This window comes from Paludisphaera soli (genome assembly GCF_011064595.1).
Lineage (GTDB): Bacteria > Planctomycetota > Planctomycetia > Isosphaerales > Isosphaeraceae > Paludisphaera > Paludisphaera soli.
In genome coordinates this window covers 68,602-94,482 of record NZ_JAALJI010000010.1, presented here as the reverse complement: position 1 = coordinate 94,482, position 25,881 = coordinate 68,602, and the positions used below count along the sequence as shown (strand labels likewise).

The window sequence follows — 25,881 nt, the reverse complement described above, 5'->3', positions numbered from 1 at the left end:
ACACGCCCGATCATAACGCGGCGGGGCCGCCGGTGACCAGCCGGAATGCGGCCCCGGACGCCCCGGCGGCGGGGGGCCGCGCGGGTCACCCCTGGCGGAAGCGGCCGGCGCGGTTTAGCATGAGCGTGATGGACGCGGCCGGTCCCGTGTTCCGCGTCGAATCCCCGGCGGCGCCTCTCCGCCGCGGCCGCGACGCGATCGGCCGACCCGTCCGGATAGCCGCCCCGATCGTGCGGACGCCCCCATCGATTCGACGCCTCGCCATGACCAACCAGCCCCCGGTCCGCCCCGAGTGGACGACGACCATCGACCCCATCCTCCAGAAGGAGCTGGAGCGGTACGTCCTCGTGACGAACTGGGAGAAGCTCCTGGGAATGGTCGACGTGGTCTACAACTGGGGGCGGCGGTCCAGCCTCTGGCCGCTGGGCTTCGGCCTGGCCTGCTGCGCGATCGAGATGATCTGCACCGCGTCGAGCCGCTTCGACATCGCCCGGTTCGGGGCCGAGGTCTTCCGGGGCTCCCCCCGCCAGGCCGACCTGATGATCGTCTCCGGCACCGTCACCAAGACGATGATGCCCCTGATCGCCCGGCTCTACGACCAGATGCCTGAGCCCAAGTACGTCATGGCGATGGGCGCCTGCGCGTCGGGCGGCGGGCCGTTCAAGGAGGGGTACAACGTCGTCTCGGGCGTTGACAAGCACCTGCCGGTCGACGTCTACGTCCCGGGATGCCCGCCGACCCCCCAGGCGCTCCTCAACGGCCTCATCGCCCTCCAGCGCAAGATCGACGGCGAGACGATCGTCCAGGCCCCCTGGTATCGCGGCGGCGTCGAGCGCGACGTGCCGATCCCGGCCCTCGGCCCCGACCTCGTCGACCTGCGGACCGTCGAGCTGGCCGCCGAGCGCACCGCCCAGGGGCTGATCGAGAAGCGCGAGGCCGGCCTGGAGAAGCCCCGGCTGATCCCCGCCCCGACGGCCGACCCGGTCGACCCCCCGCCGGCCGAAGCCCCCTCCGGCAAGCCCGTGAAGAAGCCGAAGCAGGCCGTCGCCCGCCCCAGCGCCGTCTGGCTCGGCGACGCCGGCCTGGCGGAGCTGGCCGACCGCCTGAACGCCGAGCTGGGCGCCGGGACGGCCGCGATCGTCCAGGCGGGCCTCCTGATCCCGGCCGAGAAGCTCGTCGACGCGGCCCGGTTCCTCCGCGATCGCAACCCGATCCGCTACGACTACCTGGCGAGCCTCCAGAGCGTCCATTACCAGGACTGCATCGAGGTGAACTACCACCTCGACAGCACGAGCCGCCCCGGGTCGCTCATCCTGCTTCGCGTGCGGGTCGCCGAGGCCGAAGGGGAGGGGGAACTCCCCTCGCTCTACCACGTCTATCGCGGCGCCGACCTCCAGGAGCGCGAGGTCTACGACATGATGGGGGTCCGCTTCGTCGGGCATCCCGAGCTGAAGCGGATCCTGATGTGGGAGGGCTTCGCCTACCACCCGCTCCGCAAGGACTACCTGGAGCCGTACTACGAGGCCCCGACGAAGGTCTTCGCCAGCCGGGTGGACGAGGGGTTCGGCCGCCACGTCCGCGCCGAGGAGCTGAACCCGCACGGCACGAACCTCAAGATCCCCCAGGGCTTCAAGGACTGGGCCAGCCTCTCCGGCTCCAACGACCCCAAAGGGGAGGCCCCGCTCCCCGGAGGCGTGCAGGTCGAGGAGCTGGAGTCGGACCAGTTCCAGGTCAGCATGGGGCCGCAGCATCCCAGCACCCACGGCGTCTTCCGGATGAACGTCCGGCTCGACGGCGAGACGATCGTCGGCCTCAAGCCCGTCATGGGCTACATGCACCGGAACCACGAGAAGATCGGCGAGCGCAACACGTTCCTCATGAACTTCCCGTTCACCGACCGGCTCGACTACCTGACCAGCATGGGGAACAACTTCGGCTACGCCCTGGCGATCGAGCAGCTGATGGGCGACGAGGCGAAACCCCCCGAGCGGGCCGAGTACATCCGCGTGATCATGGCCGAGCTGACGCGGGTCGCCAGCCACATGTGGTCGGTCGGCTTCCTGCTCAACGACCTGGGCGCGTTCTTCACGCCGGCCCTCTACGCGATCGAGGAGCGGGAACTGATCCTGGACCTCTTCGAGTGGGCGTCGGGCAGCCGCATGATGTGCAACTACTTCCGGTTCGGCGGCGTCGCGGCCGACCTCCCGCCCGGCTGGCTCGACCGCTGCCGGGCGATCGTCGAGGACCGGCTCGACCGCAAGATCGACGAGCTGGACCGCTACCTCTCCGGCAACGAGATCCTCCTGGACCGCACCAAGGGGGTCGGCGTCCTGTCGGCCGAGGACGCGGTGGGCTACTCGACCGGGGGCCCCGTACTGCGGGCCTCGGGAGTCGCCTACGACGTCCGCCGGGCGGCCCCCTACGGGATCTACGACCGCTTCGAGTTCGCCGTCCCGACCGGCCGCGCGGGCGACCTGTACGACCGCTACTACATCCGCATTTTGGAGATGCGCGAGAGCGTCCGGATCCTCAAACAAGCGGTCCGCAAGATCCCCGAAGGGCCGGTGCTGGCCGGCAAGAAGAGCTATCAGATCAAGGTGCCGGCGGGCGAGGCCTACGGCCGCGTCGAGAACCCCAAGGGGGAGCTGGGCTTCTACGTCGTGGCCGACGGCTCGGCCGCGGCCTACCGCTACCACGTCCGCAGCCCCAGCTTCATCAACCTCACGGCGCTCGAGCGGATGTGCCTGGGCCGGACCATCGCGGACGTCGTCGGCATCCTGGGGAGCCTCGACATCGTGCTGGGCGAGGTCGATCGATAAAAGGAAGCTGATATGACGATTGGGCGAGGGGTGATCCGCGGCCACGCGGTCACGCTCAGGCGATTCCTGGTCACGTTCGCGCGGGACTTCCGCGACGGACTCGCGCTCCGGCGCCGGGGCGGCGGCGGCCTCCTCGTCGACCTCTTCCGAGGGCCGGCGCGGGGGGAGGAACGCGTCGTCGTCCAGGACGCGACGACCGAGGGGCTGTTCACCGTCGAGTACCCCGACGAGCGGCTGCCGGTCTACGAACGGTTCCGGGTCCTGCCGGTCCTGGTCTACGACGACGAGGACGGCAACGTCCGCTGCACCTCGTGCAACATCTGCGCGAAGGTCTGCCCCCCCCAGTGCATCTGGATGGTCCAGGCCAAGAGTCCGAAGGGGACCGTGGTCCCGCTCCCCGAGGACTTCTTCATCGACATGGACGTCTGCATGAACTGCGGCCTCTGCGCCGAGTACTGCCCGTTCGACGCCATCAAGATGGACCAGAACTTCGAGCTGGCGAACTCCGAGCGGCACCAGACCCACGTCTTCGGCCTGCAGGACCTGCTCGTCTCCAGCGCCTACTACGCCCAGACCCACCCCGAGGCCTGGTCCGGCCCCGAGGAGGTCGCCGAGCGGGCGAAGGTCGCCAAGAAGAAAGATCGAAGGCTCCAGAAGGCCCTGGGCGTCGAGGCCTGAACCCGGCGTTCCGGCGACGCGCCGGACCGCGATGCGGCCCTCGGACCCGAGCGGCCGGATGCTCCGGGATCGGCTTCGATTGGGTTCGCTCGCGTGTGCATCTGGAGGCGATTTCGAGTCGCAAAGGCAATCTTGATCGGTGTTTGTGTCGCCAAAGAAGATTGGCTTCGTTCGACGTGATTCGAAGGGTCGCCGCAGCCCCCTCCGGGCTTCGTGCTTCGACATCGACGGTGACTGCCCCGCCCGGCCCTCTGCACCCCAGAGACGGCGGGTCCACATGAGACCGCACCAACGCGCGATGTGTCTCTTTTGGGTGCCACGGGTTCTCCGAACCCGTGGACCGGCCGGGGATTCCAGCAATGGCAGGGGAGCGAGCCGACGCAGATCCACGGGTTCGGAGAACCCGTGGCACCCGGGGGCAGCCCTTCGATGATTCTGGGCCGGCGGCGTTCCACGAGGAGCCTCCGATGTTGGCTTCGGTTGGGTTTGTTTGCGCGCGGATTTGGGGCTGTGGTTCTGATGTAAAGCATCTGGATTCAGTGATTTAGGATTGCGTGGTGAATTGGCTTCGTTCGGCGCGCATCTGGGTTCGTGTGCCGTCTTGGAGGCGTCAGGTCATCTGGGGAAGGCGAGGCCGGATCGCCGGGGTGAGGTCGACGAGACGCGCAGCATCCCCCACGATGACCATGGTCCACGATCGCGAATCGCGGAATCGGGAAGATGGGAAGAGAGGTCGCCGGCGTTTCCCGTCGGCCGCGAGCGGTGCCCGCCCGGCGGGGCAGGGGCTTGCCCGTCGGGGCGTCCTGCCTTAAGATCAGGCCACGGGGGCCGACCCCCGGGCCGTCCGGCCGGCATCGCGGGGGCCGGCCGCATCACCCGCCCGCGCGCCCTCCCGCTCCGCGGCGCGCCGCATCCTTCGCAAGCGACCTCCCGATCATGATTCCCATTCGCACTCCCAAGTACGTCCCGGGCGCCAGGGTCCGCGTGGTCCAGTTCGTCCGCGTCGGCCACCGCCGCTGGAAGACGATGTTCGAGGGGGTCGTGGAACGCGAGGGCCAGCGTCCCGTCGGCGGGATCGAGATGGGGGGCAAGGCGTCGGCCTGCCGCCAGGCCACCCTGCGGATCCGCTGCGTCGACGGCCAGATCACCGAGGTCGCGCTCGACGAGAACACCGAGGTCGAGGTCCTGGCCCCGGCCGCCGTCTGAGCGGCCGGTCGGGCGAAAGGTCGGGCCGAGCATGGTCGCCTACAACTACGTCTTCGTCGGGCTCCTGCTGCTGACGGCGATCGGCTTCGCCCTGGCGCCGCTGGCGCTCGTCGCCCTCATCGCGCCGCGCAAGCGGTCGCTGGCGAAGGGCGACACCTACGAATGCGGCGTGAAGACGCACGGCGAGACCTGGGTCCGCTTCCGGATCCAGTATTATATCTACGCCATCATGTTCGTCGTCTTCGATGTGGAGACGGTGTTCCTCTACCCCTGGGCGGTCGCCTACGGCGGCCTCGGGACGTTCGCCCTGGTGGAGATGGTGGTGTTCCTGGCCCTCCTGTCGGCGGGCCTGGCATATGCGTGGGCGAAGGGCGTCTTGCGCTGGGTCTGAGCCCGGCCCGGTTCGCCGTCGAGGACGACGGTGGGGAGAGGGGGGACGGTGGACGTCGGGTCGGCCTTGTACGGGACGCCTCTGTTCGCACAATCGCATCGGGTCGACCTGACGGTCAGCACCTGCGTGATCTGGGGCCTCTGGCTGATCGTCGGCTTCGCGGGCCTCTTCCCCGGCATCGTCGCCTACATGGTGTGGCTCGAACGCAAGGTCGCCGCGCGGTTCCAGGACCGGATCGGGCCCAACCGGGTCGGGCCGTTCGGACTGCTGCAGTCGGTCGCCGACGGGCTCAAGCTCCTGGTGAAGGAGAACATCGTCCCGCGATCGGCCGACCAGGTCGTCCACCTGCTCGCACCGGTGCTGGTGCTGGTCTCGGCGTTCCTGACGCTGGCGGTGGTCCCGTTCGCCGTGGGGCTGGTCCCCATCGACCCGCCGTCGGGCCTGGTCTACCTGATCGCCGTCTCCAGCATCAGCCCGCTGGGGATCTTCCTGGCCGGCTGGTCCAGCCACAACAAGTATTCGCTGCTGGGGGCGATGCGGGCGGTGGCGCAGCTCGTCTCGTACGAGATCCCGCAGGTGCTCTCGACGATCCCCGTGGTCCTCTGGGCCGGGAGCCTGAGCCTGGTCTCGATCTTCGACCATCAGGTCGCCTACGGCTGGAACGCCCTCAACCCGCCGGGGTTCCTGGCGTTCCTCACGTTCCTGATCGCCAGCGTGGCCGAGGTCAACCGCACGCCGTTCGACCTGCCCGAGGCCGAGTCCGAGATCGTCGCCGGCTACCACACCGAGTATTCCGGGATGAGGTTCGGGCTGTTCTTCCTGGCCGAGTACCTGGGCGTCTTCTCGGTGAGCTGCGTGGCGACGGTCCTCTTCCTGGGGGGCGGGACCCCCTTGCCGTTCTCGGCGTTCCCGGTCAACCTGCTGGACGGCTCGGTCGGCTCGTACCTGCTCGTGGACGGGATCCTGCTGGCGGTGTTCTCGCTCAAGGTGTTGCTGTTCGTGTTTGCGATGTTCTGGGTCCGCGCGACCCTGCCCCGGATGCGGATCGACCGGCTGATGAACTTCGCGTGGAAGTACCTCGTCCCGCTCTGCATCCTGAACATCGTGTTCGCGGCCATCTGGTACGAGGTCGTCGTCCGTCCCGGGGCCCTGACCGCCAGGAACTGGGCGTGGGGGATGATCGCCGCCGGCTTGCCGGTCGTGCTGGGCGTCCAACTCGTCTTCCGGGCGAACCGGAAGCTCGCCGCCGCGAGGGCGGTCGACGCCGACTGGCCGACCGTCGGGACGATCGCCGAGGCTTCGCGCTGAATCGGAAGTGAGCGTCGCGGCGGGCTCGCCGCATGGGAGAAGTCGTCGTGGCCCGGATCCTCTTTCTGGCGATCGCCGCGCTCGGCCTGCTGGCCGCGCTGGGGACCGTGCTGTCCCGCAACCTGGTCCACGCCGCGCTCCATCTGGTGGGCTTCTTCTTCTGCGTCGCCTGCCTGTTCGTGATGCTGGAGGCGGAGTTCCTGGCCGCGGTGCAGGTCTTGATCTACATCGGGGCCGTGGCCATCCTCTTGATGTTCGGGATCATGCTGACGCGGAACACGCGCGGGGACGACGCGACGAGCCTGTCGGGCCCCTGGCGGCTGCCCGGCCTGGTCGCCGGGCTCTGCCTCTTCGGCGCCCTGGTCTTCGGGATCAACAACGCCGTGTCGCCTTCGGGCGCGAGCCCCTGGGCGGGCGAGGCTGCGCGGCCGTCGCTGGTCGAGCGCGAGGGGGAGCCGGCGTGGGCCGCCGAGCGTCGGCGGGCGGTGGAGGACATGGGCCGGGTCGTCGGCGAGGAGTTCCTGACGCGGTACGCGATGGCCTTCGAACTCGCCGGCCTGCTGCTCACCGCCGCGCTCGTCGGGGCGGTCGCCCTGGCCCACCGGGACGAGGTCGGCGCGGCGGAGCTTCCCCCGACGGTCGAGGCGCTCCCCGCCGATTCCGCGGAGCCGGTCGGCACGGCCGCATCCTGAACGCGTGGCACGCCCGAGAAAGAACATGGCGAACGACATCCCCCTGAGCTGGTTCCTCTACTTCGCGGCGGCGGCCTTCGCGACCGGCCTGGTCGGCGTGCTGCTGCGTCGCAACGCGATCGCCGTGCTGATGGCGATCGAGATCATGCTGAACGCGGCGAACGTCAACCTCGTCGCCTTCTGGCGGTACGGGACGCCGGCTCCCGGGGCCGGGCCGCTGCCGGGCGTGATCCTGGCCCTCCTGGTAATCACGGTCGCGGCGGCCGAGGTGGCCGTCGGGATCGGCCTGATCCTGCTCTGCTACCGACGCTGGCGCGCCGTGGACGTCGACCGCTACGAGACGATGTCGGGCTGAAGCCGACCGGATCGACGCGCCCCCCTGGACCATCGACCGATGCCCGTGAACGCCCTACCGATGGATTTGCGAGATTTCCTCCGCGTCGCCCCGGCCGTGCTGCTCTCGGCCTGGGGGCTGGTCGTCGTCGCCGCCGACCTCGCCCGCTATCGACGTCGCGACGCCGAGTCGCGGCGGCTGGCGGTCGGTCGGCTGACGCTGATCGGCGTGGGCCTCGCGCTGGCCTCGGCCGTGGCGCTCTTCGGGATCGACTCCCTGGCCCAGTCGGACGCCCCCCGGCTCGATCGGCTCCTCGGCGAGTCGTTCGCGTCGTACTTCTCGCGGCCCGACGGCCTGATCTTCTTCGGGACGCTGGCGAGCGGGCTGCCGACGGACGTGCTGAACGTCCTGTTCCTGACGCTGCTCGGCCTGGTGGTCTGGACGTCGACCGCCTATGCGTTCACCGACGACCTGGGCGAGTACTTCGCGCTGCTGCTCTGGGCGACGGTCGGCATGATGCTGCTGGCGGCCTCGGAGGAGCTGGCGACCCTCTTCATCGCTCTGGAGACGATGACCATCTGCCTGTACCTGGCCTCGGCCTTCGAGAAGTCGAAACCGCGGTCGGCAGAGGCGGGGCTCAAGTACTTCATCTACGGCTCGGTCTCCTCGGCGCTCTTCCTCTACGGCCTGAGCTTCGTCTACGGCCTGACCGGCACGACCTACTTCGACGCGATCGGCCGGGTGCTCGGCCGGGGCGGGCACGAGGGACTGGCGGGGAACCTCGTCGGCGGCGCGGCGCTGCTGCTGATGCTCGTCGGATTCGGCTTCAAGGTCGCGGCGGTCCCGTTCCACATGTGGGCGCCCGACGTGTATGAAGGCGCGCCCGCGCCGGTGTCGGCCTGGATCGCCACCGGCTCGAAGGTCGCCAGCTTCGTGGTCATGCTCAAGGTCTTCCTGCACGCGCTCGGCCCCTGGTCCAACCCGTCGAACGAGCTGATGGGCCCGGGCTGGCTGGGCGTGGTCGTCGTCCTCGCGGCGGCGACCATGACGTACGGCAACCTCGCCGCGCTCGCGCAGCGGAACTACAAGCGGATGCTGGCGTATTCCTCGATCGCGCACGCCGGCTACATCCTGGTGGGCGTCGCCGCGGCGAGCGTGTCGACGGCCGGGCCCGAGGCGGCCGGGGCCGTACTCTATTACCTGGTGGTCTACGCGTTCGCCAACGTAGGTGCCTTCGCGGTCGCCGCCTGGCTGGCCCGCGACCGGGACGGCGATGCGATCGCCGACCTCGACGGCCTGGCCCGCACCTCGCCCGCGCTGGCGGTGTGCATCGTCGTCCTCATGCTCTCGCTGATCGGGGTGCCGCCGTTCGCGGGGTTCTTCGGCAAGCTCGCCATCTTCATGGAGGCGCTCCGGCAGGGCCCCTCGGGGACGCGGATCGTGCTGGCCTGGCTGGTCGCCCTCGGGCTGTTCAATTCGGTGGTCTCGGCCTTCTATTACGTCCGGGTGCTGAAGGCCATGTATCTCCGCGAGGCTCCGTCGGTGGGGGGGCTGCAGCGGGCGAAGTCGGCGATCGCGGTCCCAATCGTGGTCGCGACCGTCGTCGTCACCGCTTGCGGGATCGTCCCAAGCCCGCTCATGGACCTCATGCGGGCGATCGCGCGGCCGATGCTCACCGCGACGACGCTCGACGCGACGGCCGTCACGGACGCCACCCCCGCCGCCGGGGCGACCGCGCGGCCCCGCCCCGTCGCCTGGACCACCCCCTCCCGTCCCGAATGAGATCCCGCGGTCATGGCGATCATCAATACCTTCGCGAAGTGCCTGGAGAGCCCCTACCTCGTCGAGGATCCGGAGGCCCCGGCGCGGATCGGCGAGCTGCTCGCGAAGGCCGCCGACCGCCTGGAAGGGGCCTCGAACATCCACGCGAGCCGGCAGGGGGACCCGGCGGACGTCGTCTTCCTCTGCTATGAGGCGATGTTCTGCTGCCTCCGCGCCCTGGTCTACGCCCGGGGCTATCGCGAGATGGGCCTGCGCTGCCTGATCCTGGCGTGCGAGGCCCTCTATGTGAAGACCGGCGAGCTGGACTCCGAGCACCTCCGCCGCTTCGAACTGGCGCAGCGGCTGAAGCTCGCGCCGGGCGATGCGCTGGCGAACGCCTCTTCCTTCGTGAAGCGGACGCTCGAACTGATCGGCTGAAGTCTGAATCAGCCGGGCGTCGCGGCGTCGGTGATTTCGTCGAGCGTCGCGGTGCGACCCTCGTCGACGGCCTTGCGCACGAGCAGACCGGTGAGCGTGGCGGAGCGGGCGTCCTGGAGCGTGACCGGCGGGACGGGGGGCGACTCGGATCGGACCGCCGCGACGAAGGCCTCGAGCGCCAGCCTGGTGTCGTTCCGCGTCCCCGGCTGGATGGATCGTCGGGCTCGATCGCGGTCGCGATAGGTCAGCACGCCCGAGCCGAAGTCGAAGCCGCCGTCCAGCCCCAGGACGCGCAGGTGCGAGCCGGTGAAGTTCTCGTCGGCCGGGGCGACGTAGCTCTGCACGAACGAGGCGCGGAAGCCGTCGGCCCAGGCCAGCTCCACGCCGTAGTGGTCAGTCACGTCGCGCGTGGGGTGTTCCCGCGAGAAGAGGCCTCGCCGTCCCCAGCCGACGGCCCGTTCGGGCGGCCCGCCGTGGATCCAGTTCAGCACGTCCCAGATGTGCACCGCCTGCTCGACCATGAAGTCGCCCGAGCGTCGGCGGTCGCCGAGCCAGCCGTCGTGGCCGGTCAGCGGCCCGTTGCTGCTGGTCCAGGAGGCGCGGGCCTCGATCAGGGGGCCGAGCCCGCCGCCTCGGATCAGGCCGACGGCCTCCTGATACCTCGGATTAGACCGGCGCTGGAAGCCGACGTGGACGACGACGCCCGGGGCCCGGGCGGATTCGGCGATCAGCCGGTCGCAGCCGGCGACGGTGATCGCCATCGGCTTCTCGGCGTACAGGTGCTTGCCCGCGGCGAGGGCCTGGCACGAGATCGTTTCGTGCAGGTCGCAGGGGACGGCCACGACGACCGCGTCGAGGTCGGATCTATCGAGGATCCGGCGAGGGTCGGGGACGGCCTCGGGCCGGCGCCCCGTCGCCTTCTCGACGATCCCCTCGCCCCGCGCGCGGTGTCGCGGCTCGGGGTCGCAGACGACCGTGACCGAGACCCCGGGCAGCTCCAGGAGGGTCCGCAGCAGCGTCGTGCCCCGGTTGCCGACGCCGACCAACCCGACGCGCACCGGCCCCGTCGCCTCGCCGACGACGGGCGCGGCCTGGCCCGCCGGCCCCGGCGCCAGGGCGAGGCTCGCCGCCGAGCAGCCGAGGAATCGGCGTCGGTTGAGGGTGATCGGAGGCATGGGCCGGGAACTCCGTCGAGGATGCCTGGTCGGTCGCCGCGTCTCGATCCTTATTGTAACCCCGGGCCCGGCGGAGTTCGACGATTTCCGATCCCCCGGCGCGGAACGCTCCTCAATTCAGCCGGTAGATCGCCCCGTTCAGGGCCCAGGCGTAGGTGACCCACATGAGGTAGGGGACCAGCAGCGCGGCGGCCTTCCTGTCGATCCCGGCGAAGCTGACCAGGGTCGCCAGGATCATCAACCAGAGCGAGACCAGCTCCACGAACGCCAGGCCGGGCTTCTGGAAGCCGAAGAAGAGCCAGGACCAGGCGGCGTTCAACGCGAGCTGGAAGGCCCAGCACCCGAGGGCGTTCCGTCGGGCCTGGGGGTCGACGTCGCGACGCCGCCAGACCAGCCAGGCGGCGACGGCCATGAGCGTGTAGAGGAGCGTCCAGGCCGGGCCGAAGAGCCAGTTGGGGGGAGTCCAGGGAGGCTTGCGGAGCCCGGCGTACCAGGAATCGACGTTCGGGATCGTCGCCATCGACCCGAGCGCCGCCGCCGCCGCCGTCACGAGCAGGAAGCCCACCAGACCGGCCGCCTGGGCCGCCACCGACCGATTGCCCGCCACCATTCGACTCCCCGTCCAGGCCCGACGCGATCCACGCCCGCACGACGGATCATCGGCCCGGCCTGCGGCCTCGTCAAGTAGGCCCGCCCGCCGGCGCTTGACGGTCCGATCGGCCGGCCAGTAGCATTCGACTACCGAAACCGCCCCGATCGCCGGAGGGAGCCGCGACATGCCCACCCTGATCCCCGGACCCAGCCGCGTGGAAGCCGCGGGCACCAAGCCGAAGCTGATCGACGAGTACGTCGGCCGGGTCAACACCGGCGAGGCCGGACTGAGCGTCGCCCACATGCGGAGCCCCGGCGGCTGGGTCGAGCCCGGCCAGACGCCGACGTTCGACGAGTACACGCTGGTCCTCCGCGGCCTGCTCCGGGTCGAGCACCGCGACGGCGTCCTCGACGTCCGCCAAGGCCAGGCCGTGCGGGTCGCCGCCGGCGAATGGGTCCGCTACAGCACCCCCGAGGACGAGGGCGCGGAGTACGTCGCAGTCTGCCTCCCCGCGTTCACGCTCGACGCCGCCCGCCGCGACCCGGAGTGAAACGACGACCCCATGCCGACGAGCCCGCCCATCCCCTCGATGAAGGACAGGACCTGCCTGGTCACCGGCGCGACGTCCGGGATCGGCTACGTCGCGGCCCGCGAGCTGGCCCGCGCCGGCGCCCGGGTGCTCCTGGTCGGGCGCTCGGCGGAGACGGCCGGCGACGCGGCCCAACGGCTCCGAGGCGAGGTCGGCTCCGCCCAGGTCGAGCCACTGGGCGCGGACTTCGCCTCCCAGGCGGAGGTCCGGAAGCTGGCCGAAGACGTGCGCGGACGCGCCGAGCGGCTCGACGTGCTGATCAACAACGCCGGGGGCCTATTCCTGGAGAGGCAAGAGACCGTCGACGGGATCGAACAGACCTTCGCGGTGAATCACCTGGCCCCGTTCCTGCTGACGAATCTGCTGCTGCCGCTCTTGCAATCCGGCCCCTCGGCGCGGATCGTCAACGTGGCGTCGGGGGCGCATCGGGGCGTGTCGCTGGATTTCGACGACCTCGAAGGCCGCAAGCGCTACAGCGGCTGGCGTGCCTACCAGCGGTCGAAGCTCGCCAACATCCTGTTCACGAAGGAGCTGGCGCGTCGGCTCCAGGGGAGGGCCGTCACGACCAATGCCCTGCATCCCGGCTATGTGAACACGGCGATCTTCCGCGACGCGACCTGGAAGGGCCGAGTCATGCGCGGGTTCGCGAACCTGTTCGCGATCACGCCCGAGCAGGGGGCGGCGACGACGATCCACCTGGCCTCGTCGCCCGAGGTGGCGGACGTCACCGGCGAGTACTTCTACGCGAGCAAGCCCGCCCGCTCCTCCCGCGCCTCGCACGACGCGACGGCCGCCCGGCGGCTCTGGAACGTGAGCGTCGAGATGACCGGCCTCGCTCGGCCTCCGGATTGACCCGGCGCGGGGCCTCCGGGCCCGCTTGACCGGCTTCCGACGCCTTACCTATGATTCCAGGAGGCCGCCCAGGACGGGCGGACCGGTGACCCACGGCCTTCGACGGGTATGAAAGCGAGCTTGCGTGTCGCGACACGTCCTTGAATTCGGCGGCGAACGACTGGAATGGGAGATGGCGGACGAGGCCCTCGTCGACGCCTTCGCGGCCCCCGGGGGGATGTCGGCGAACGAGGCCGAGGCCGCCCTCCGCGACGCCCTGGAACGACCGACGGGATATCCCCCCCTGCGTCAGATCGTCGTCCCGGGCGATCGCGTGGTCGTCGCGCTGGGGCCCGACGTCGCGAACCCTCGGTTCCTCCTCGACGTCGTGACCGATGTGCTGGAAGGGGCCGGGGTGGAGGCCGACGCGATCAGCCTCGTGGAGCCCGCCGGCCGGGTCGAGCCGTTCGACGCAGGCCCTCGGATCGGGGCGAGAGAGGCCCACGACCCCGCGACCCGCGAGAAGCTCGCCTACCTCGCCACCACGGAGAAGGGGAGCCGCGTCTACCTCAACCGCACCCTGACCGACGCCGACGTGGCCCTGCCGATCGGCCTGATCCGGCAGGACCCGCTCACCGGCCCTCACGGCCCCTGGAGCGTCGTCTATCCCGACCTGAGCGACGAGGCGACGCGCGACGTCTACCGCCGGTCGCATCGCGACGCCCCGCCGGGCCGCTCGCCCCGCTACCTGCCGGACGACGAGGGGGTGGAGGTGGGGACGCTCCTCGGCGCCCACTTCCAGATCGGCCTCGTCCCCGGCTCGCGCGGGCCCGTCGAGTTCCTCGCCGGGCGGGTCGACGCGGTCCGCGACGCCGGCATGGCCGCGCTCGACCGGACCTGGACGTTCCGGCCGGAGTCTCGGGCCGAACTGGTGGTCGCGGGGGTCGGCGGCGCGGAGGGGCCGACGAGCCTGCACGAGCTGGTCGCGGGACTGACGACCGCCGGGCGGCTGGTCCGTCGCGGGGGCAAGATCGTCGCCCTCTCCCGGGCCGGCGGGCCTCTCGGCCCGTCCCTCCAGCGGCTCGCCTCGGCCGGCGACGCCGAGGCCCGCGAGGTCCTGCAGGGGTGCGAGGCCGACCCGGACCACCTGCTGGGGAAGATGCTCGCCCACGTCCTCGCCTGGGCCGACGTCTACCTGCTCAGCCGGCTCGACGCCCAGCTCGTCGAGGACCTGTCGATGGTCCCCCTGGAGCGGCCGGAAGAGGCGATCAAGCTCGCGTCCCGGTCGGACTCGTGCCTACTCGTCGATCGCGCCGACCGCGTGCGGGTCGAGCTCGCCGATCGCGACGAGGCCTGAGCCGGGAGAGACGCCCGGGCCGAGATGGGCTATAATCGAGGTCGAAGCCCGCGCGATCGGCACGGGCCAGGACCGTCGATCCCCTAACGCCTTGGATGGGTTCCACGGATTTCATGAGCACGAGTCTCGAGCCGTATCGGGCGGTCGACGAAGCTGCGGCGTGGATCGACCGCTCCGCGCGCGTCCGGTGGGACGTCTCCGGGCCCGACGCGGCGAAATTCCTGCACAACGTCACGACGAACGACGTGAAGCGGCTGGCGACAGGTCGGGGCTGCGAGGCCTTCGTGACGAGCCTCCAGGGGAAGACCCTGGCCTACGTCGCGATCGTCGCCCGCTCCGAGGGCTTCCTCCTCCGCGCCGACGCCGGCGGCCTGGACCTGGCCCGGGCCCACCTCCAGAAGTACGGCGTCTTCGACGACGTGACGATGGAGGACGTCTCGGCGACCACCGTCGAGTACCACGTCGCCGGCCCCCGCGCCGCCGAATGGCTGGAACGCGCGGGAGGCTCGGCGCCCGAGGCCGGGGACCCGGCCTCAACCGCGACGCGGGCGGGCGACGTGGACGTCCTCTGCATCCGCGAGTCGCCGACCGGGCGGCCGGGCTTCACGCTGATCGCGCCGGCGGCCGACGCCCCGGCCCTGATCGAAATGATGAAGAATGCCGACCTCGCGGAGCTGACGGCCGAGGATTTCGAGGCGCTCCGCATCGAGGCGGGGACGCCGGTCTTCGGCCGCGAGGTCACCGAGAAGAACCTGCCCCAGGAGATCGCGCGCGACGACCGCGCGATCAGCTTCGTCAAGGGCTGCTACCTCGGGCAGGAGACGGTGGCCCGGCTCGACGCGCTGGGTCATGTGAACAAGATCCTCAAGGGGCTGCGCTTCGCCCCCGGCGATCCGACTCCGTCGCTGGGCGCGGCGCTCGAGGCCGACGGCAAGGCGGTCGGAACGGTAAGCTCGGCGGCGTTCTCGCCGGGCTGGGGCGCGGCCGTCGGCCTGGGGATCGTCCGGGTCGCCCACGCCGAGCCCGGGACTTCCCTGGTCTGGCGTCGCCCCGAGGACGGCGCGACGTTCCCGGCGTCGGTCGCCGATCCGCCGATGCTCCCGCCCCGATCCTGAACCCCTCCGGCCGCCCTCTCCCGACGGCCCAAGCGATCCGATCCCCGATCCTCATCAGGGCCGCCCCGTCCACGCTCGGCGTCGCGCGTCCGCATCCCGAACGAGCCCGATCATGTCGCATCCGCGTTACATCTGCATCCACGGCCATTTCTACCAGCCCCCCCGCGAGAATCCGTGGCTGGGCGTGGTGGAGGTCCAGGATTCGGCCTCCCCGTTCCACGACTGGAACGAGCGGATCACCCACGAGAGCTACGCCCCCAACGCCCGCGCCCGGCTGCTGGACGGTCGCGGGCGGATCATCAACATCCTGAACAACTACGCCTGGATGAGCTTCAACTTCGGCCCCACGCTCCTGCACTGGATGGCCGGCGCCGCGCCCGACGTGCTCGACAAGATCGTCGAGGCCGACCGCGTCAGCCGGGAGCGGCGCGGGGGCCACGGCAACGCCCTGGCCCAGGCCTACAACCACATGATCCTTCCCCTGGCGACCGCGAGGGATCAGGAGACCCAGGTGGCCTGGGGCGTCGAGGACTTCCGTCACAGGTTCGGCCGAGACCCCGAGGGGATGTGGCTGGCCGAGACGGCCGTCGACCTGGCCTCGCTGGAGGCCCTGGCCGCCACCGGCATCAAGTTCACCGTTCTGGCCCCCCGCCAGGCCAGGCGCTGGCGGAAGCTCGGCGAGAAGTCCTGGACCGGGGAGCAGGGGGGCATCGACCCCTCGCGGGCCTACCTCCAGCGCCTGCCTTCGGGGCGTTCGATCGCCCTGTTCTTCTACGACGGCATCATCTCCCAGCAGGTCGCGTTCGAGAGGCTCCTGGACCGGGGCGAGAAGTTCCTGTCGCGGCTGTTCGGCGGGTTCGACGACCATCGCGGCCACGCCCAGCTCATGCACATCGCCACCGACGGCGAATCCTACGGGCACCACCACGCCCACGGCGACATGGCGCTGGCCTACGTCCTCGAACGGATCGCCAAGGACCCCGAGGTCCGGGTGACCAATTACGGCGAGTTCCTGGAGCTGCACCCGCCCGAGTGGGAGGTGGACATCCACCAGGACAGCTCGTGGAGCTGCGCCCACGGCGTCGAGCGCTGGCGGTCCGACTGCGGCTGCAAGACCCGGGGCGACTGGCATCAGAGGTGGCGCGGGCCGCTCCGCGACGCGCTCGACGGCCTCAAGCGGCACGTCGACCACCTGTTCGGGACCCGCGGCCGGACCTGCTTCCCCGACCCCTGGGCGGCCCGGAACGGCTACATCCGGGTGATCCTGGACCGGTACGATCCCGAGTCGATCCGCGCGTTCCTGGAGGAGTTCGGCCATCCGGACCTGGACGAGCAGCAGACCACGGACGCCCTCCGCCTGCTGGAGATCCAGCTCGACTCCATGCTGATGTACACGTCGTGCGGCTGGTTCTTCGACGAGATCAGCGGCCTGGAGACGACGCAGTGCCTCCAGTACGCCGCGCGGGCGATCACGCTCGCCCGCCATTTCGGACGCGAGCTGGAGGAGGAGTTCGTCGCGGCCCTGGAGAAGGCGCCGAGCAACTTGCCCGAATACGGCGACGGCAAGGGGGTCTGGGAGAAGTGCATCCGGCCGGCCGGGGTCGACCTGGATCGCGTGCTGGCCCACCACGCCATCAGCCTGATCTACCGGAACGGCGACGAGGGCGTGGGCGACGCGGACGCGCAGGCCTACGCCGTGGAGGCCGACGACGTGGTCATCCGCACCCGAGGCGCCGGGCACCTGGCGATCGGCCGGCTCGTCGGCCGCTCGCGACGCACCTGGAGCAGGGCCGAGGGCCACTTCGTCGTCGTCCACTTCGGCGGCCTGGATTTCCACACGGTCCTCTGCCGCGACCTCGACGCCGACGCCTTCGCGGCCTTCCGGGCCGAGCTGCTGGCGACCTACCGCTCCGGCTCGCTCGCCGACGTGCTGACCATCCTGAACCGCGACTTCCACGGCTCGACCCACCGTCTCGACGACCTGTTCCGCGACGAGCAGCGGCGGATCATCGGGATCGTCCTCGCCGATCGGTTCGAGGACTACCGGCGCACGTTCGCGAGGCTCGCCAACCAGGACGAGGAGGTCCTGAACCGGCTCGGCCGCCTGAACTACCCGATCCCCAAGCCCTTGCGGGCCGCAGCGCTCACCTTCCTCGACGCCAACCTCCACGAGCAGATCGAGGCCATGGTGGAGGGGGACGAGTCCCGGCTCGTCGAGATCGAGCACCTCTGCGACCGGGGCAAGGCGTGGGGTTACACGCCCCAGCGCGACGCGCTGGGCAAGGCCCTCTCCGAGGGGCTGAGGCGGCAGATGCGCGAGCTGCGCAACGGCGACGCGGCGGCCGCGGCGAGCTGCGGGGAACGCCTGCTGGACGCCGCCGCGGCCATGGGGATCAAGCCCGACCTCTGGGAGGCCCAGAACGAGTTCCTCGACGCCTTCATGGGCCTGACCGACGCCGAGGAACTGGACGACGCCCTGCGGCAGACGTTCCAGCGGCTCGCCGGCCGCCTCGAAGTGGCGCCGACGGTCCTGGGATGGCGGCCCTGACCGCTCGATCTTGCGTGGGCCTTCGCCCGCCCGTCCCAGGCCCAGGAGTCCGGAGCCCGGGACGCGTCGGGGAGTCTTCTCTCGATATTCGGAGGAATCCGCGGCGGTCGCGTTCGAGCGGTCCGCCGTCTCGCTCAGGCGACGCGACGTCGCGGCCGGAGCCACCAGCCGGCGGCGAGCAGCCCGGCGAGGGCCAGCGTCGACGGCTCGGGCACGGGGGTCGGGTCGGTTGGCTCGGTCGGCGGGGCCCCGTCGGGCCCGGACGCGACGTCGAGCCGGACGTCGTCGAGCACGAAGTTGAGGGCGGGGAGCCAGCCGGGCTCGTCCGACGATCCATACGCCGGATTAAGCGTCCCGCCCGAGGCCGTGAGCCGCACCGCGTCGACCGCGTCGAACGGGAAGGCGGCGAGCGTCGGGGCGTCCGTGTTGAGGACGACCGTCCGCGAGCCGACGAGCCGGTCCTTCAAATAGCCGTCGACCCGGACCGTCAGGTCGTCCATCCACGCCGAGGTCAACGCGGCGCCCGTGAAGGCGAATGGGGTCGGGCTGCTGAGGACGGCCGTAGCCGTGCCGGATCCGTTCGTCGGCACCCAGGCGACCTGGGACCCCGACGTGAGGCCGTGGACGTACCCGTTGGCGGGATTGCCGGTGTTTCGCCACCAATCGACGTTCATGGCCTCGACGTTCTGCCAGTCCAGCCCGCCGTATCCGCTGTAGATCGGCATTTCGGACGCGACGCCGTACACGTCGTCGAACGTCAGCAGCTTCGAAGCCCTCGCCGATCCGCCCGCGGCGCTCATCGCCGCGAACGCCGTCAGCCACGTCGCGAGGGCCGTCCTTGACCGCATCATGGTCGCATCACCTCGTTGAAGTCCGTCGTCCCGCCGATTCCGACCGGACGGGCTCTGGTCGATTCCGGACTGTATTGACGCGCCGGTCATCGGGCAAGGGCATCTCGACGGCCTTCGAAACGACGAGACCGGCGTCGGGGCGGTTCCTCCCGCCCGGCGCCGGTCCCGTGGTTTCGACCTTTATGGGGCGTCAGACGCCGGAGCCGGCCAGTGCGGGCTGGCGGGCGGGGAGTTCGCGGACGCCGTCCGGGAGGATCTCGGCGACCTGGACGAGCTGCAGCGGGCCCGGCACCAGGCCGGGGGGCTCGATCGAGACGATCCCGTAGGGGGACTGCGGGTTGCGACGCGAGGACCGATCGACGACGAAATCGCCCACGCGGCCGCGGATCGTCCTCTCCGCCGTGGCGAGCTGCACGAGCGGATGACGCGTCCCCTGTCGGCGGCGGATCTCGTCGAGGACCGTCTCGAACTGTTCGGCAGTCATTTGGGTGTTCCTGGGGAACGGATACCCGTCGGAGTCGGCGCCCCCGTCCGTAAGGAGGAGACTCGCGACGGGGGCCGGCCGTGCGCCCTTCCCGGCCGGGCCGGGGGGGCGGCGTCGAACGGCTCGGCCATTTTCATGATCGGACGAAAGCGGTCAAGGGCGACAGGTCGCGACGATTTTGATCGACGTTGACCGCCCCCGGCATTTATGCCAAAACTCGGCCCGCCCGTCGCCGAGACGTCGGATCGAGGACGCGATGGACCGCGTTTCCGGACCCCGCCCGAGGGGTCCATCGGATCAGGAAGGTCACGAGGAGCCGCTCATGGGCATGGAGTCGCCACAGTCGCCGACGACGCGCACGGGGGCCGTCCCCCACCGCTGGACGCGCGTCGAGGAACCCGGCTCCGAGGCGGTGATCGAAGCCTATGAGACGGTGATCGCCGGCGGCGGCCCCGCCGGGCTCACCGGGGCCTACGAACTCGCCAGGAACGGCCGCACCTGCGCGGTCCTCGAGGCCGACCCCAGGCTCGTCGGCGGCATCAGCCGGACCGACGAGTACAAGGGTTACCGCTTCGACATCGGCGGCCACCGCTTCTTCTCCAAGAGCCAGGAGGTCAACGACCTCTGGCGGGAGATCCTGGGCGACCAGTTCATCAAGCGGCCCCGACTCAGCCGGATCTACTACGACCGCAAGTTCTTCGACTACCCGCTCAAGCCGGTCGACGCGCTCTGGAAGCTCGGCCTGGCGCGCTCGGCCCGGATCCTCCTCAGCTACATCAAGGCCCGCATCCGGCCGATCAAGCCGGAGCGGAGCTTCGAGGACTGGGTCGTCAACCGGTTCGGCCGGGTGCTTTTCGAGACCTTCTTCAAGTCCTACACCGAGAAGGTCTGGGGGATGCCCACCTCGGCCATCTCGGCCGACTGGGCCGCCCAGCGGATCAAGGGGCTGAGCCTCGTCCGGGCGGTCTTCGGCGCGCTCAAGGGGGGGCTCGGCTCCAAGAAGGGGGAGGTCATCAAGACCCTCATCGAGGAGTTCCACTACCCCCGCCTCGGCCCCGGCCAGATGTGGGAGACGGCCCGCGACCGCATCCGCGAGATGGGCGGCGCGGTCCACATGGACCGCCGCGTCGTCCGGATCGACCACGACGGCTCGTCCGTGACCTCGGTCGTCGCCCGCGACGAGGCCGGGAAGACCTACCGCTACACGGGCCGCCAGTTCCTCTCCACGCTCCCCGTCCGCGAGCTGATCCGTTCCATGAACCCGGCCGCCCCCGACGAGGTCCGCAAGGCCGCCGAGTCGCTCGGCTACCGCGACTTCCTCTCGGTCGTCCTGATCGTCGACCGGGCCGAGACGTTCCCCGACACCTGGATCTACGTGCACGAGCCGGACGTCCGCGTCGGCCGGATCCAGAACTTCAAGAACTGGTCGCCCGACCTCGTGCCCGACCCCACCAAGTCGAGCCTCGGCCTGGAGTACTTCTGCTTCGAGGGCGACGAGCTCTGGACGATGTCCGACGCGGACCTCCTCGAACTCGGCCGCCGCGAGATCGACGCGATGGGGCTGGTGCCGGCGAGCGAGGTGATCGACGGCTGCGTCGTCCGCATGCCCAAGGCCTACCCGGTCTACGACGACGAGTACCGCAAGCACCTGGAGGTCATCCGGGGCTGGCTGGCGAACTTCGACAACCTGGAGCTGGCCGGCCGCAACGGGATGCACAAGTACAATAATCAGGACCACTCGATGATGACCGCCACGCTCGCCGCGCGGAACATCCTCGGCCAGGGGAAGTACGACACCTGGAAGGTCAACACCGACGCCGAGTACCACGAGGACGGCCCGTCCGACGACGTGCAGACCCCCGGCGTCGGACGCGCGGTGCCCCGCCGCGTGGGCTCGGCCTGACCCGGTCGGAAATCGCCCGGGGCCGGCCCGGCGGGTCGCATCGCCCCTCGCCTCCGTGCTAGGATCGTCCCGAAACGCCGCCCGAGGCCTCGGGCGGCGCCCTTCGACGGCACCCCCTCGGAGCGAACGACGATGCCGACCGCCTTCCTCGTCCTGGGCCTCCTCGCCTTCGCCGCCGACGACGCGGCGATCCCGCTCTTCGACGGCCGGAGCCTCGACGGCTGGGTCGCCGAGGGGGTCTCCGAAGCCGAGGTCGACGGCTCCAAACGACCCGTCTGGACTGTCGAGGACCGGCTCCTGGTCTGTCGCGGCAAGGGGTTCGGGTTCCTCCGCTACAAGGAGCGGGAATTCGACGACTTCACGTTCCACGTCGAATTCCGGATGGCCCCCGGCTGCAACAGCGGCGTCGGATTCCGCACCACCGCGTTCGTCCCGGACTCCTCCCGCTCGACCCGCCCCTCCTTCTACTCGTACGAGATTCAGCTCCTCGACGACGCGGGCAAGCCGGCGTCGGTGCACAGCACGGGCTCGCTCTACCGCTACATCGCCCCGAAGGTGAACGCCATCAAGCCCGCGGGCGAATGGAACACCCTGGAAGTCACCTGCGAAGGCCCGCGCATCCGGATCGTCCTCAACGGCGAGTTGATCCAGGACGTCGACCAGAGCCAGGTCGAGCCGCTCAAGGAGAAGCCGCTGAAGGGCTACGTCTGCCTCCAGAACCACGGCGGGACCATCGCCTTCCGGGCGGTCGAGGTCAAGGAGCTGAAGGCCGCGAAGGCCGAGTGAACCTCCGAGGATCGGTCAGCCCTTCTCGGCGAACGGGTCGGGGACGAGCTTCCAGAGGTCCACGATCCGGCGCAGGTGCCGCATGTGATCCTCGGGCCCATCGCCCGCGAAACCGAGGACCTCGAACTTCCCCCGCGTCGCCTTCCGGGTCTGACGCCAGCCGTCTCCCCAATCGACGTCGGCCGGCTCGGGCGACGCGGCCACGGCCTTGAGGAGATAGTCGGCCGTCTCGGTCGTGCTGGCGTAGCCCGGCGGGACCTGGGCCGAATGGCTGACGAGCAAGCGTTTTCGGCCCTCGGCGGCCTCGCGCGCGAACCGCTCGAAGCCTTCCATGAGGTCCGGGTCCACCCGCTTCTCGGCCGGGTCGCCGGCGTAGCCGCAGTAGATCGAGTCGGCCATCACGATCGCGTCGATCCGGTCGAACGAGGCCGGCGTCTTGAGGATCTCGCGGACCCCGCCGAACCCCGCGCTGAAGCTGCTGAGGAGGACCTTGCCGACCTCGGGACGGGCTCCCGACTCGGTCGCCGCGGCCCGCGCCGCCTCGTCGAGCAGTCGCGGGAAGAGCGCGGGGTCGGAGAAAGGCTCCCGGTAGGCCGAGGAGAGGCCGCTCCGGTTGAACGAGACGAGCACCGCGTTCCAGTCCAGGGCGGCGAGCGCGGGCTCGGTCACGGTCGGCGTCCCGTGAAGGTGCAAGAGGATGTTCACCTTGCCGTCGACTTCCCGGAAGCCCGCCGGGATGAACAGTTTGGCCCCGTCCCGCAGGTCGGCGCGGCGGCCCTCCGGGGGGGCGGAGGCGAGGATCGCGAGTCCCATCAAGAGCGGGCCGAAGGGCATGGCGGGTCTCCGGGTACATCGTCGTCGCCCGTCAGGTCGCGGCGTCGCCGTCGGGGACGAGCTGCTGGAAGATGGCGCGGGCGCGGGTGCTGTAGCGGGCGGAGTCGAGCAGGAACGTGGAGACGGCGAGCGTCGGGTCGTCCGCGTCGTATTTCAGGCGACGGGCCAGGCGGGTCAGGTCGTCGGGATCCTCGGGCAGTTCCGCGCCGGCCCGGTCGTGGATCAGGCGGAGGCGGGCGTCGACGCTGAACAGGAAGTTGTAGATGTCCCGCAGCTCGTCGTGCAGGGCCGGGCTGAGGACGCCGACGACGGCCAGGGCGTCGAGGGCCTCCCAGGTGTTGGGCCGAAGGACGTCGGGGTGGCGCGCGGCGTGGATGAGCGTCTGGTAGTGGACGGCGAACTCGACGTCGGCCAGGCCGCCGACTCCGCGTTTCAGGTCCTTGCGGCCCCGCGAGTCCTCGAGCCGCCGCCGCATGGCGACGACCTCGGCGCCGAGGGCCGCGGCGTCGACGGGCCTGGTCAGGACGGCCCGGATCGCGTCGCTGACGTGGCGGCCGAAGCCGCCGGTGGCGAAGACGACCCGCCCGCGCGTCAGCGCGAGCTTCTCCCACGACTGGGCCGACGTCTCGTAGTAGTCGGCGAACGCCCGGAGCGTGTTGACGAGGGGGCCGGCCGCGCCGTGGGGCCGCAGGCGGGTGTCGACCTGGTAGAGGACCCCGGTGGCGGCGTCGCGGCCCATCGCCTTGAGCAGCCGCTGCGCCACGTCGGTGACGAACTGCTGGTTGGAGGTCGACTCGACCCCGCCGGTCGTGCAGCCGTCGCTCTCGTGGAGGAAGACCAGGTCGAGGTCGCTGTGATAATTGAGCGCCCGGCCGCCGAGCTTCCCCAGGGCGAGGATCGCCCAGCGGTCGCGACGGCCGTCGTCGGCCCGGGTGGGGGATCCGAACCGCTCGGCCCGTCGCGACCACTGGTCGCGCGCCACCTGGCCGACGATCGCCTCGGCCACGTCGGCCAACTCGCGGGCGACCTCGCGGATCGGCTCGCGCGAGAGGACGTCGCGGGTGCCGATGCGGACCCACTCCTTGTTGCGGAAGCTCCAGAGGATCGGGGCCAGGTCCTCGGCCCCCCGGGTCAGCTCGGCCAGCTCGGCCTTGATCGCCGCGCCGGGGAGGGGGCGGTCGACGACCAGCGAGTCCATCAGGTCGTCGATCATCCCCGGGTTGTTGGTCAGGATCCGCGAGACGAGCTGGCTGGTGGCGCAAAGTTCCACGTAGAGCCGCAGGCTCGGCGGGTTGATGTTGAACAGCTCCCACAGGATGGCCTTGGCCCCCAGCGAGGCCGAGACCTTCTCCAGATTCGCCAGCGTCAAGTCCGGGTCGGCGGTGCGGCCCACGGCCTGGAGCAGGCGGGGGGCGATTGAGGCCAGGAAGTGGCGGCAGCGGGCGTGCGAGAGGAACGCGAAGTCCTCCCTCGCCAGCGCCATGAGGTTGTTGTAGGCGGCCGCCCGGTCGCGGAACGGGTAGCGGGCGAGCACCTCCGACGCGTGCTCCTCGGTGGAGTGCGGGTCGAGCACGAGGTCGACGATCGGGTCGGCCTCGGCGCGGTCGCCGTCGCCGTCGCCCACGAGGAAGGCGTCGTGGAGGATGTGGTTGAGGATCCGCCGATTCAGCTCGGTCTTGCTCCGGTAGTCGACGAGGAAGCGGCGGGCCGGACCTTCGCGATCCTCCAGGACGCTGAGCGGGGCGTAGCCCATGCGGATCGCCAGCGTCCGGACCTCTTCCAGCTGCCGGGGCATCTCGTGGGTCTGGCGGTCGAAGAGCATCTGGAGCCGGTGCTCGACCTGGCGGAGGAAGCGGTAGGTGTCGTCCATCACGCTCCGCTCCTCGGCCGTCAGCGAGCCCACCTGCTCCAGCCGGTCGACGGCCTCCAGGGTGTTCGTGCTGCGGACGACAGGGTACTCGCCGCCGTGCAGGAGCTGGAGGAACTGGACGACGAACTCCACGTCGCGGATGCCGCCGTGGCCCGTCTTGACCTCGAACTCGGCGCGGCCTGCGGAGACCGTGCGCTGCTCGATCCGACGCTTCAGCGACTTGATCTCCGAGATCTCCGACGCGCTCAGGTAGCGCCGGTAGACGAACGGCGTGACGGCCTCGATGAAGGCGGCGCCCAGCTCCGCGTCGCCGGCGACCGTCCGACACTTGATCAGGGCCTGCCGCTCCCAGGTGCGGCCGCGGGTGACGTAATAGCCCATCGTGGCGTCGAACGAGCGGGCGAGGACTCCCTGGTCCCCCTCGGGCCGGAGCCGCATGTCGACCCGGTAGGCCATCCCGAGCGCCGTGTGGTCGGAGAGGAGCCGCACCACCTCCGCGCTCATCCTCGCGAAGAACTCGGCGTTCGTGACCGAGCGGAGGCCGGCGGTCGCGCCGTCCTCGTCGTAGAGGAAGATGAGGTCGATGTCCGAGCTGTAGTTCAGCTCGACGCCGCCGAGCTTCCCCAGGCCGAGGACCGAGAACCGGGCGGGCCGGCCGTGAGAGCCCGTGGGCTCGCCGTAGCGGCGCACCATGCCGATCCGGGCCACCCGGGTCGCCGCTTCGATGCAGGCGTCGGCCAGGTGCGACAGGTCGGCGGTGGTGACTTCCAGCGGGAAGCCGCGGACGATGTCGTTGTAGCCGATCCGCAGCGTCTCGCGGAGCCGGAACCGGCGGAGGGCGATCCGGGGGTCCTCCTGGGGCTCGCCCGAGGTCAGGATGTTCCAGAGGTCGGCGATCAGGGTCCGGCGGTCGCGGCGCTCGGCCCCCGCCTGGAGCCAGTCGATCAGGTCGGGGCTGCGGATCAGCAGCTCGCTGAGGTGCTGGCTGGTGCTGAAGACCTGCAGCAGGATCTCGGTCGTCCGGGGGCGCGCCGCCAGCCGCGCCAGTCCGAGCGAGGGGTCGGGCAGGGCGGCGACGTAGCGTTCGAAGTTCGTCAGGGCCATGCCCGGGTCGGAGCTTCGCGGCAGGATCGAGTCGAACTGGCCGGCGATCCGGGCGAGGAGCTGCCGGCCCTCGGGCCCGGCGTGACGGGCGAGGTCCTCGACGTCGCGCTCGCCGCGGTCCAGGTCGCGCACGCCCAGGCCGTTGAGCCACTTGCGGGTCAGGGTCGGGAATTCGAGCTGCCGGACGAACCATTCGAGATTCACGACGACGCCCC

Annotated in this window: 22 protein-coding genes and 1 pseudogene; 17 read left to right on the top strand and 6 right to left on the bottom strand. The window is 70.6% G+C overall.

All coding sequences use genetic code 11. The annotated features are described in order from the left end of the window. Positions 1-119: 119 nt before the first annotated feature. From nuoB to G6O68_RS32395, 10 genes and pseudogenes are all read left to right on the top strand, one after another. Positions 120-1,493: pseudogene (gene nuoB, locus G6O68_RS33590) on the top strand (NADH-quinone oxidoreductase subunit NuoB); the annotation flags it as partial. A gap of 243 nt (positions 1,494-1,736) precedes the next feature. Continuing rightward, on the top strand, positions 1,737-2,819 hold the full coding sequence (locus G6O68_RS33585; RefSeq protein ID WP_390625377.1) for an NADH-quinone oxidoreductase subunit D: 1,083 nt from the start codon (positions 1,737-1,739) through the stop codon (positions 2,817-2,819). 12 nt (positions 2,820-2,831) lie between these two features. After that, positions 2,832-3,497: a 4Fe-4S binding protein gene (locus tag G6O68_RS14775; RefSeq protein WP_165249069.1), complete on the top strand. Its 666-nt coding sequence runs from the start codon at positions 2,832-2,834 to the stop codon at positions 3,495-3,497. A 936-nt stretch (positions 3,498-4,433) separates the two neighbouring features. Continuing rightward, positions 4,434-4,703 (top strand): hypothetical protein, encoded by a 270-nt coding sequence (locus G6O68_RS14770; protein WP_165249067.1) that lies wholly within the window; start codon positions 4,434-4,436, stop codon positions 4,701-4,703. 31 nt (positions 4,704-4,734) lie between these two features. Further along, positions 4,735-5,094, top strand: coding sequence for an NADH-quinone oxidoreductase subunit A (locus G6O68_RS14765; protein ID WP_165249065.1), 360 nt, complete (start codon positions 4,735-4,737; stop codon positions 5,092-5,094). A 108-nt stretch (positions 5,095-5,202) separates the two neighbouring features. After that, positions 5,203-6,402: an NADH-quinone oxidoreductase subunit NuoH gene (gene nuoH, locus G6O68_RS14760; protein WP_390625376.1), complete on the top strand. Its 1,200-nt coding sequence runs from the start codon at positions 5,203-5,205 to the stop codon at positions 6,400-6,402. A gap of 32 nt (positions 6,403-6,434) precedes the next feature. Beyond that, on the top strand, positions 6,435-7,094 hold the full coding sequence (locus G6O68_RS14755; RefSeq protein WP_240911214.1) for an NADH-quinone oxidoreductase subunit J family protein: 660 nt from the start codon (positions 6,435-6,437) through the stop codon (positions 7,092-7,094). Between the two features lie 25 nt (positions 7,095-7,119). Next, positions 7,120-7,449, top strand: a complete 330-nt coding sequence (gene nuoK, locus G6O68_RS14750) for an NADH-quinone oxidoreductase subunit NuoK (protein WP_165249061.1) — start codon at positions 7,120-7,122, stop codon at positions 7,447-7,449. A gap of 60 nt (positions 7,450-7,509) precedes the next feature. Then, positions 7,510-9,210, top strand: a complete 1,701-nt coding sequence (locus tag G6O68_RS14745; protein ID WP_240911212.1) for an NADH-quinone oxidoreductase subunit N — start codon at positions 7,510-7,512, stop codon at positions 9,208-9,210. Positions 9,211-9,222: 12 nt separating this feature from the next. After that, entirely contained in the window at positions 9,223-9,627 is a 405-nt protein-coding gene (locus G6O68_RS32395) for a HEPN domain-containing protein (protein WP_206108098.1), read from the top strand. A gap of 8 nt (positions 9,628-9,635) precedes the next feature. On the opposite strand, the gene G6O68_RS14735 is transcribed toward G6O68_RS32395, so the two are convergent. Together G6O68_RS14735 and G6O68_RS14730 are read right to left on the bottom strand one after the other, a co-directional pair. Continuing rightward, the gene (locus tag G6O68_RS14735; RefSeq protein WP_165249057.1) at positions 9,636-10,802 is read right to left on the bottom strand and encodes a Gfo/Idh/MocA family protein; all 1,167 of its coding nucleotides are present in this window, start codon (positions 10,800-10,802) and stop codon (positions 9,636-9,638) included. A gap of 112 nt (positions 10,803-10,914) precedes the next feature. Further along, positions 10,915-11,412, bottom strand: coding sequence for a TspO/MBR family protein (locus tag G6O68_RS14730; protein WP_165249055.1), 498 nt, complete (start codon positions 11,410-11,412; stop codon positions 10,915-10,917). Positions 11,413-11,578: 166 nt separating this feature from the next. Between G6O68_RS14730 and G6O68_RS14725 the strand changes: the two genes are divergently transcribed. The 5 genes from G6O68_RS14725 (at position 11,579) to G6O68_RS14705 (ending at position 17,834) form a co-directional block, all read left to right on the top strand. Further along, positions 11,579-11,944 (top strand): cupin domain-containing protein, encoded by a 366-nt coding sequence (locus tag G6O68_RS14725; protein WP_165249053.1) that lies wholly within the window; start codon positions 11,579-11,581, stop codon positions 11,942-11,944. A 12-nt stretch (positions 11,945-11,956) separates the two neighbouring features. Continuing rightward, positions 11,957-12,835 carry an SDR family oxidoreductase gene (locus G6O68_RS14720; protein WP_240911196.1) on the top strand — a complete coding sequence of 293 codons (879 nt, stop codon included), beginning with the start codon at positions 11,957-11,959 and terminating at the stop codon, positions 12,833-12,835. Between the two features lie 124 nt (positions 12,836-12,959). Further along, complete coding sequence (locus tag G6O68_RS14715; protein ID WP_165249051.1) at positions 12,960-14,171, top strand: hypothetical protein; 1,212 nt, start codon at positions 12,960-12,962, stop codon at positions 14,169-14,171. 95 nt (positions 14,172-14,266) lie between these two features. Continuing rightward, positions 14,267-15,286 (top strand): CAF17-like 4Fe-4S cluster assembly/insertion protein YgfZ, encoded by a 1,020-nt coding sequence (ygfZ, locus tag G6O68_RS14710; RefSeq protein ID WP_261345598.1) that lies wholly within the window; start codon positions 14,267-14,269, stop codon positions 15,284-15,286. Positions 15,287-15,398: 112 nt separating this feature from the next. Continuing rightward, positions 15,399-17,834 (top strand): DUF3536 domain-containing protein, encoded by a 2,436-nt coding sequence (locus G6O68_RS14705; RefSeq protein WP_165249047.1) that lies wholly within the window; start codon positions 15,399-15,401, stop codon positions 17,832-17,834. Between the two features lie 134 nt (positions 17,835-17,968). On the opposite strand, the gene G6O68_RS14700 is transcribed toward G6O68_RS14705, so the two are convergent. Beyond that, on the bottom strand, positions 17,969-18,685 hold the full coding sequence (locus tag G6O68_RS14700; RefSeq protein ID WP_165249045.1) for a PEP-CTERM sorting domain-containing protein: 717 nt from the start codon (positions 18,683-18,685) through the stop codon (positions 17,969-17,971). Positions 18,686-18,875: 190 nt separating this feature from the next. Further along, positions 18,876-19,169, bottom strand: a complete 294-nt coding sequence (locus G6O68_RS14695) for a hypothetical protein (RefSeq protein ID WP_165249043.1) — start codon at positions 19,167-19,169, stop codon at positions 18,876-18,878. 328 nt (positions 19,170-19,497) lie between these two features. On the opposite strand from G6O68_RS14695, the gene G6O68_RS14690 reads away from it, so the two are divergent. Further along, positions 19,498-21,072 (top strand): NAD(P)/FAD-dependent oxidoreductase, encoded by a 1,575-nt coding sequence (locus G6O68_RS14690; RefSeq protein WP_240911194.1) that lies wholly within the window; start codon positions 19,498-19,500, stop codon positions 21,070-21,072. Positions 21,073-21,204: 132 nt separating this feature from the next. Beyond that, entirely contained in the window at positions 21,205-21,858 is a 654-nt protein-coding gene (locus G6O68_RS14685; RefSeq protein ID WP_165249041.1) for a 3-keto-disaccharide hydrolase, read from the top strand. Positions 21,859-21,873: 15 nt separating this feature from the next. On the opposite strand, the gene G6O68_RS14680 is transcribed toward G6O68_RS14685, so the two are convergent. Next, positions 21,874-22,692, bottom strand: a complete 819-nt coding sequence (locus tag G6O68_RS14680; RefSeq protein WP_165249039.1) for a hypothetical protein — start codon at positions 22,690-22,692, stop codon at positions 21,874-21,876. Between the two features lie 31 nt (positions 22,693-22,723). Further along, entirely contained in the window at positions 22,724-25,870 is a 3,147-nt protein-coding gene (gene glnE / locus G6O68_RS14675; RefSeq protein WP_165249037.1) for a bifunctional [glutamate--ammonia ligase]-adenylyl-L-tyrosine phosphorylase/[glutamate--ammonia-ligase] adenylyltransferase, read from the bottom strand. Positions 25,871-25,881 lie beyond the last annotated feature (11 nt).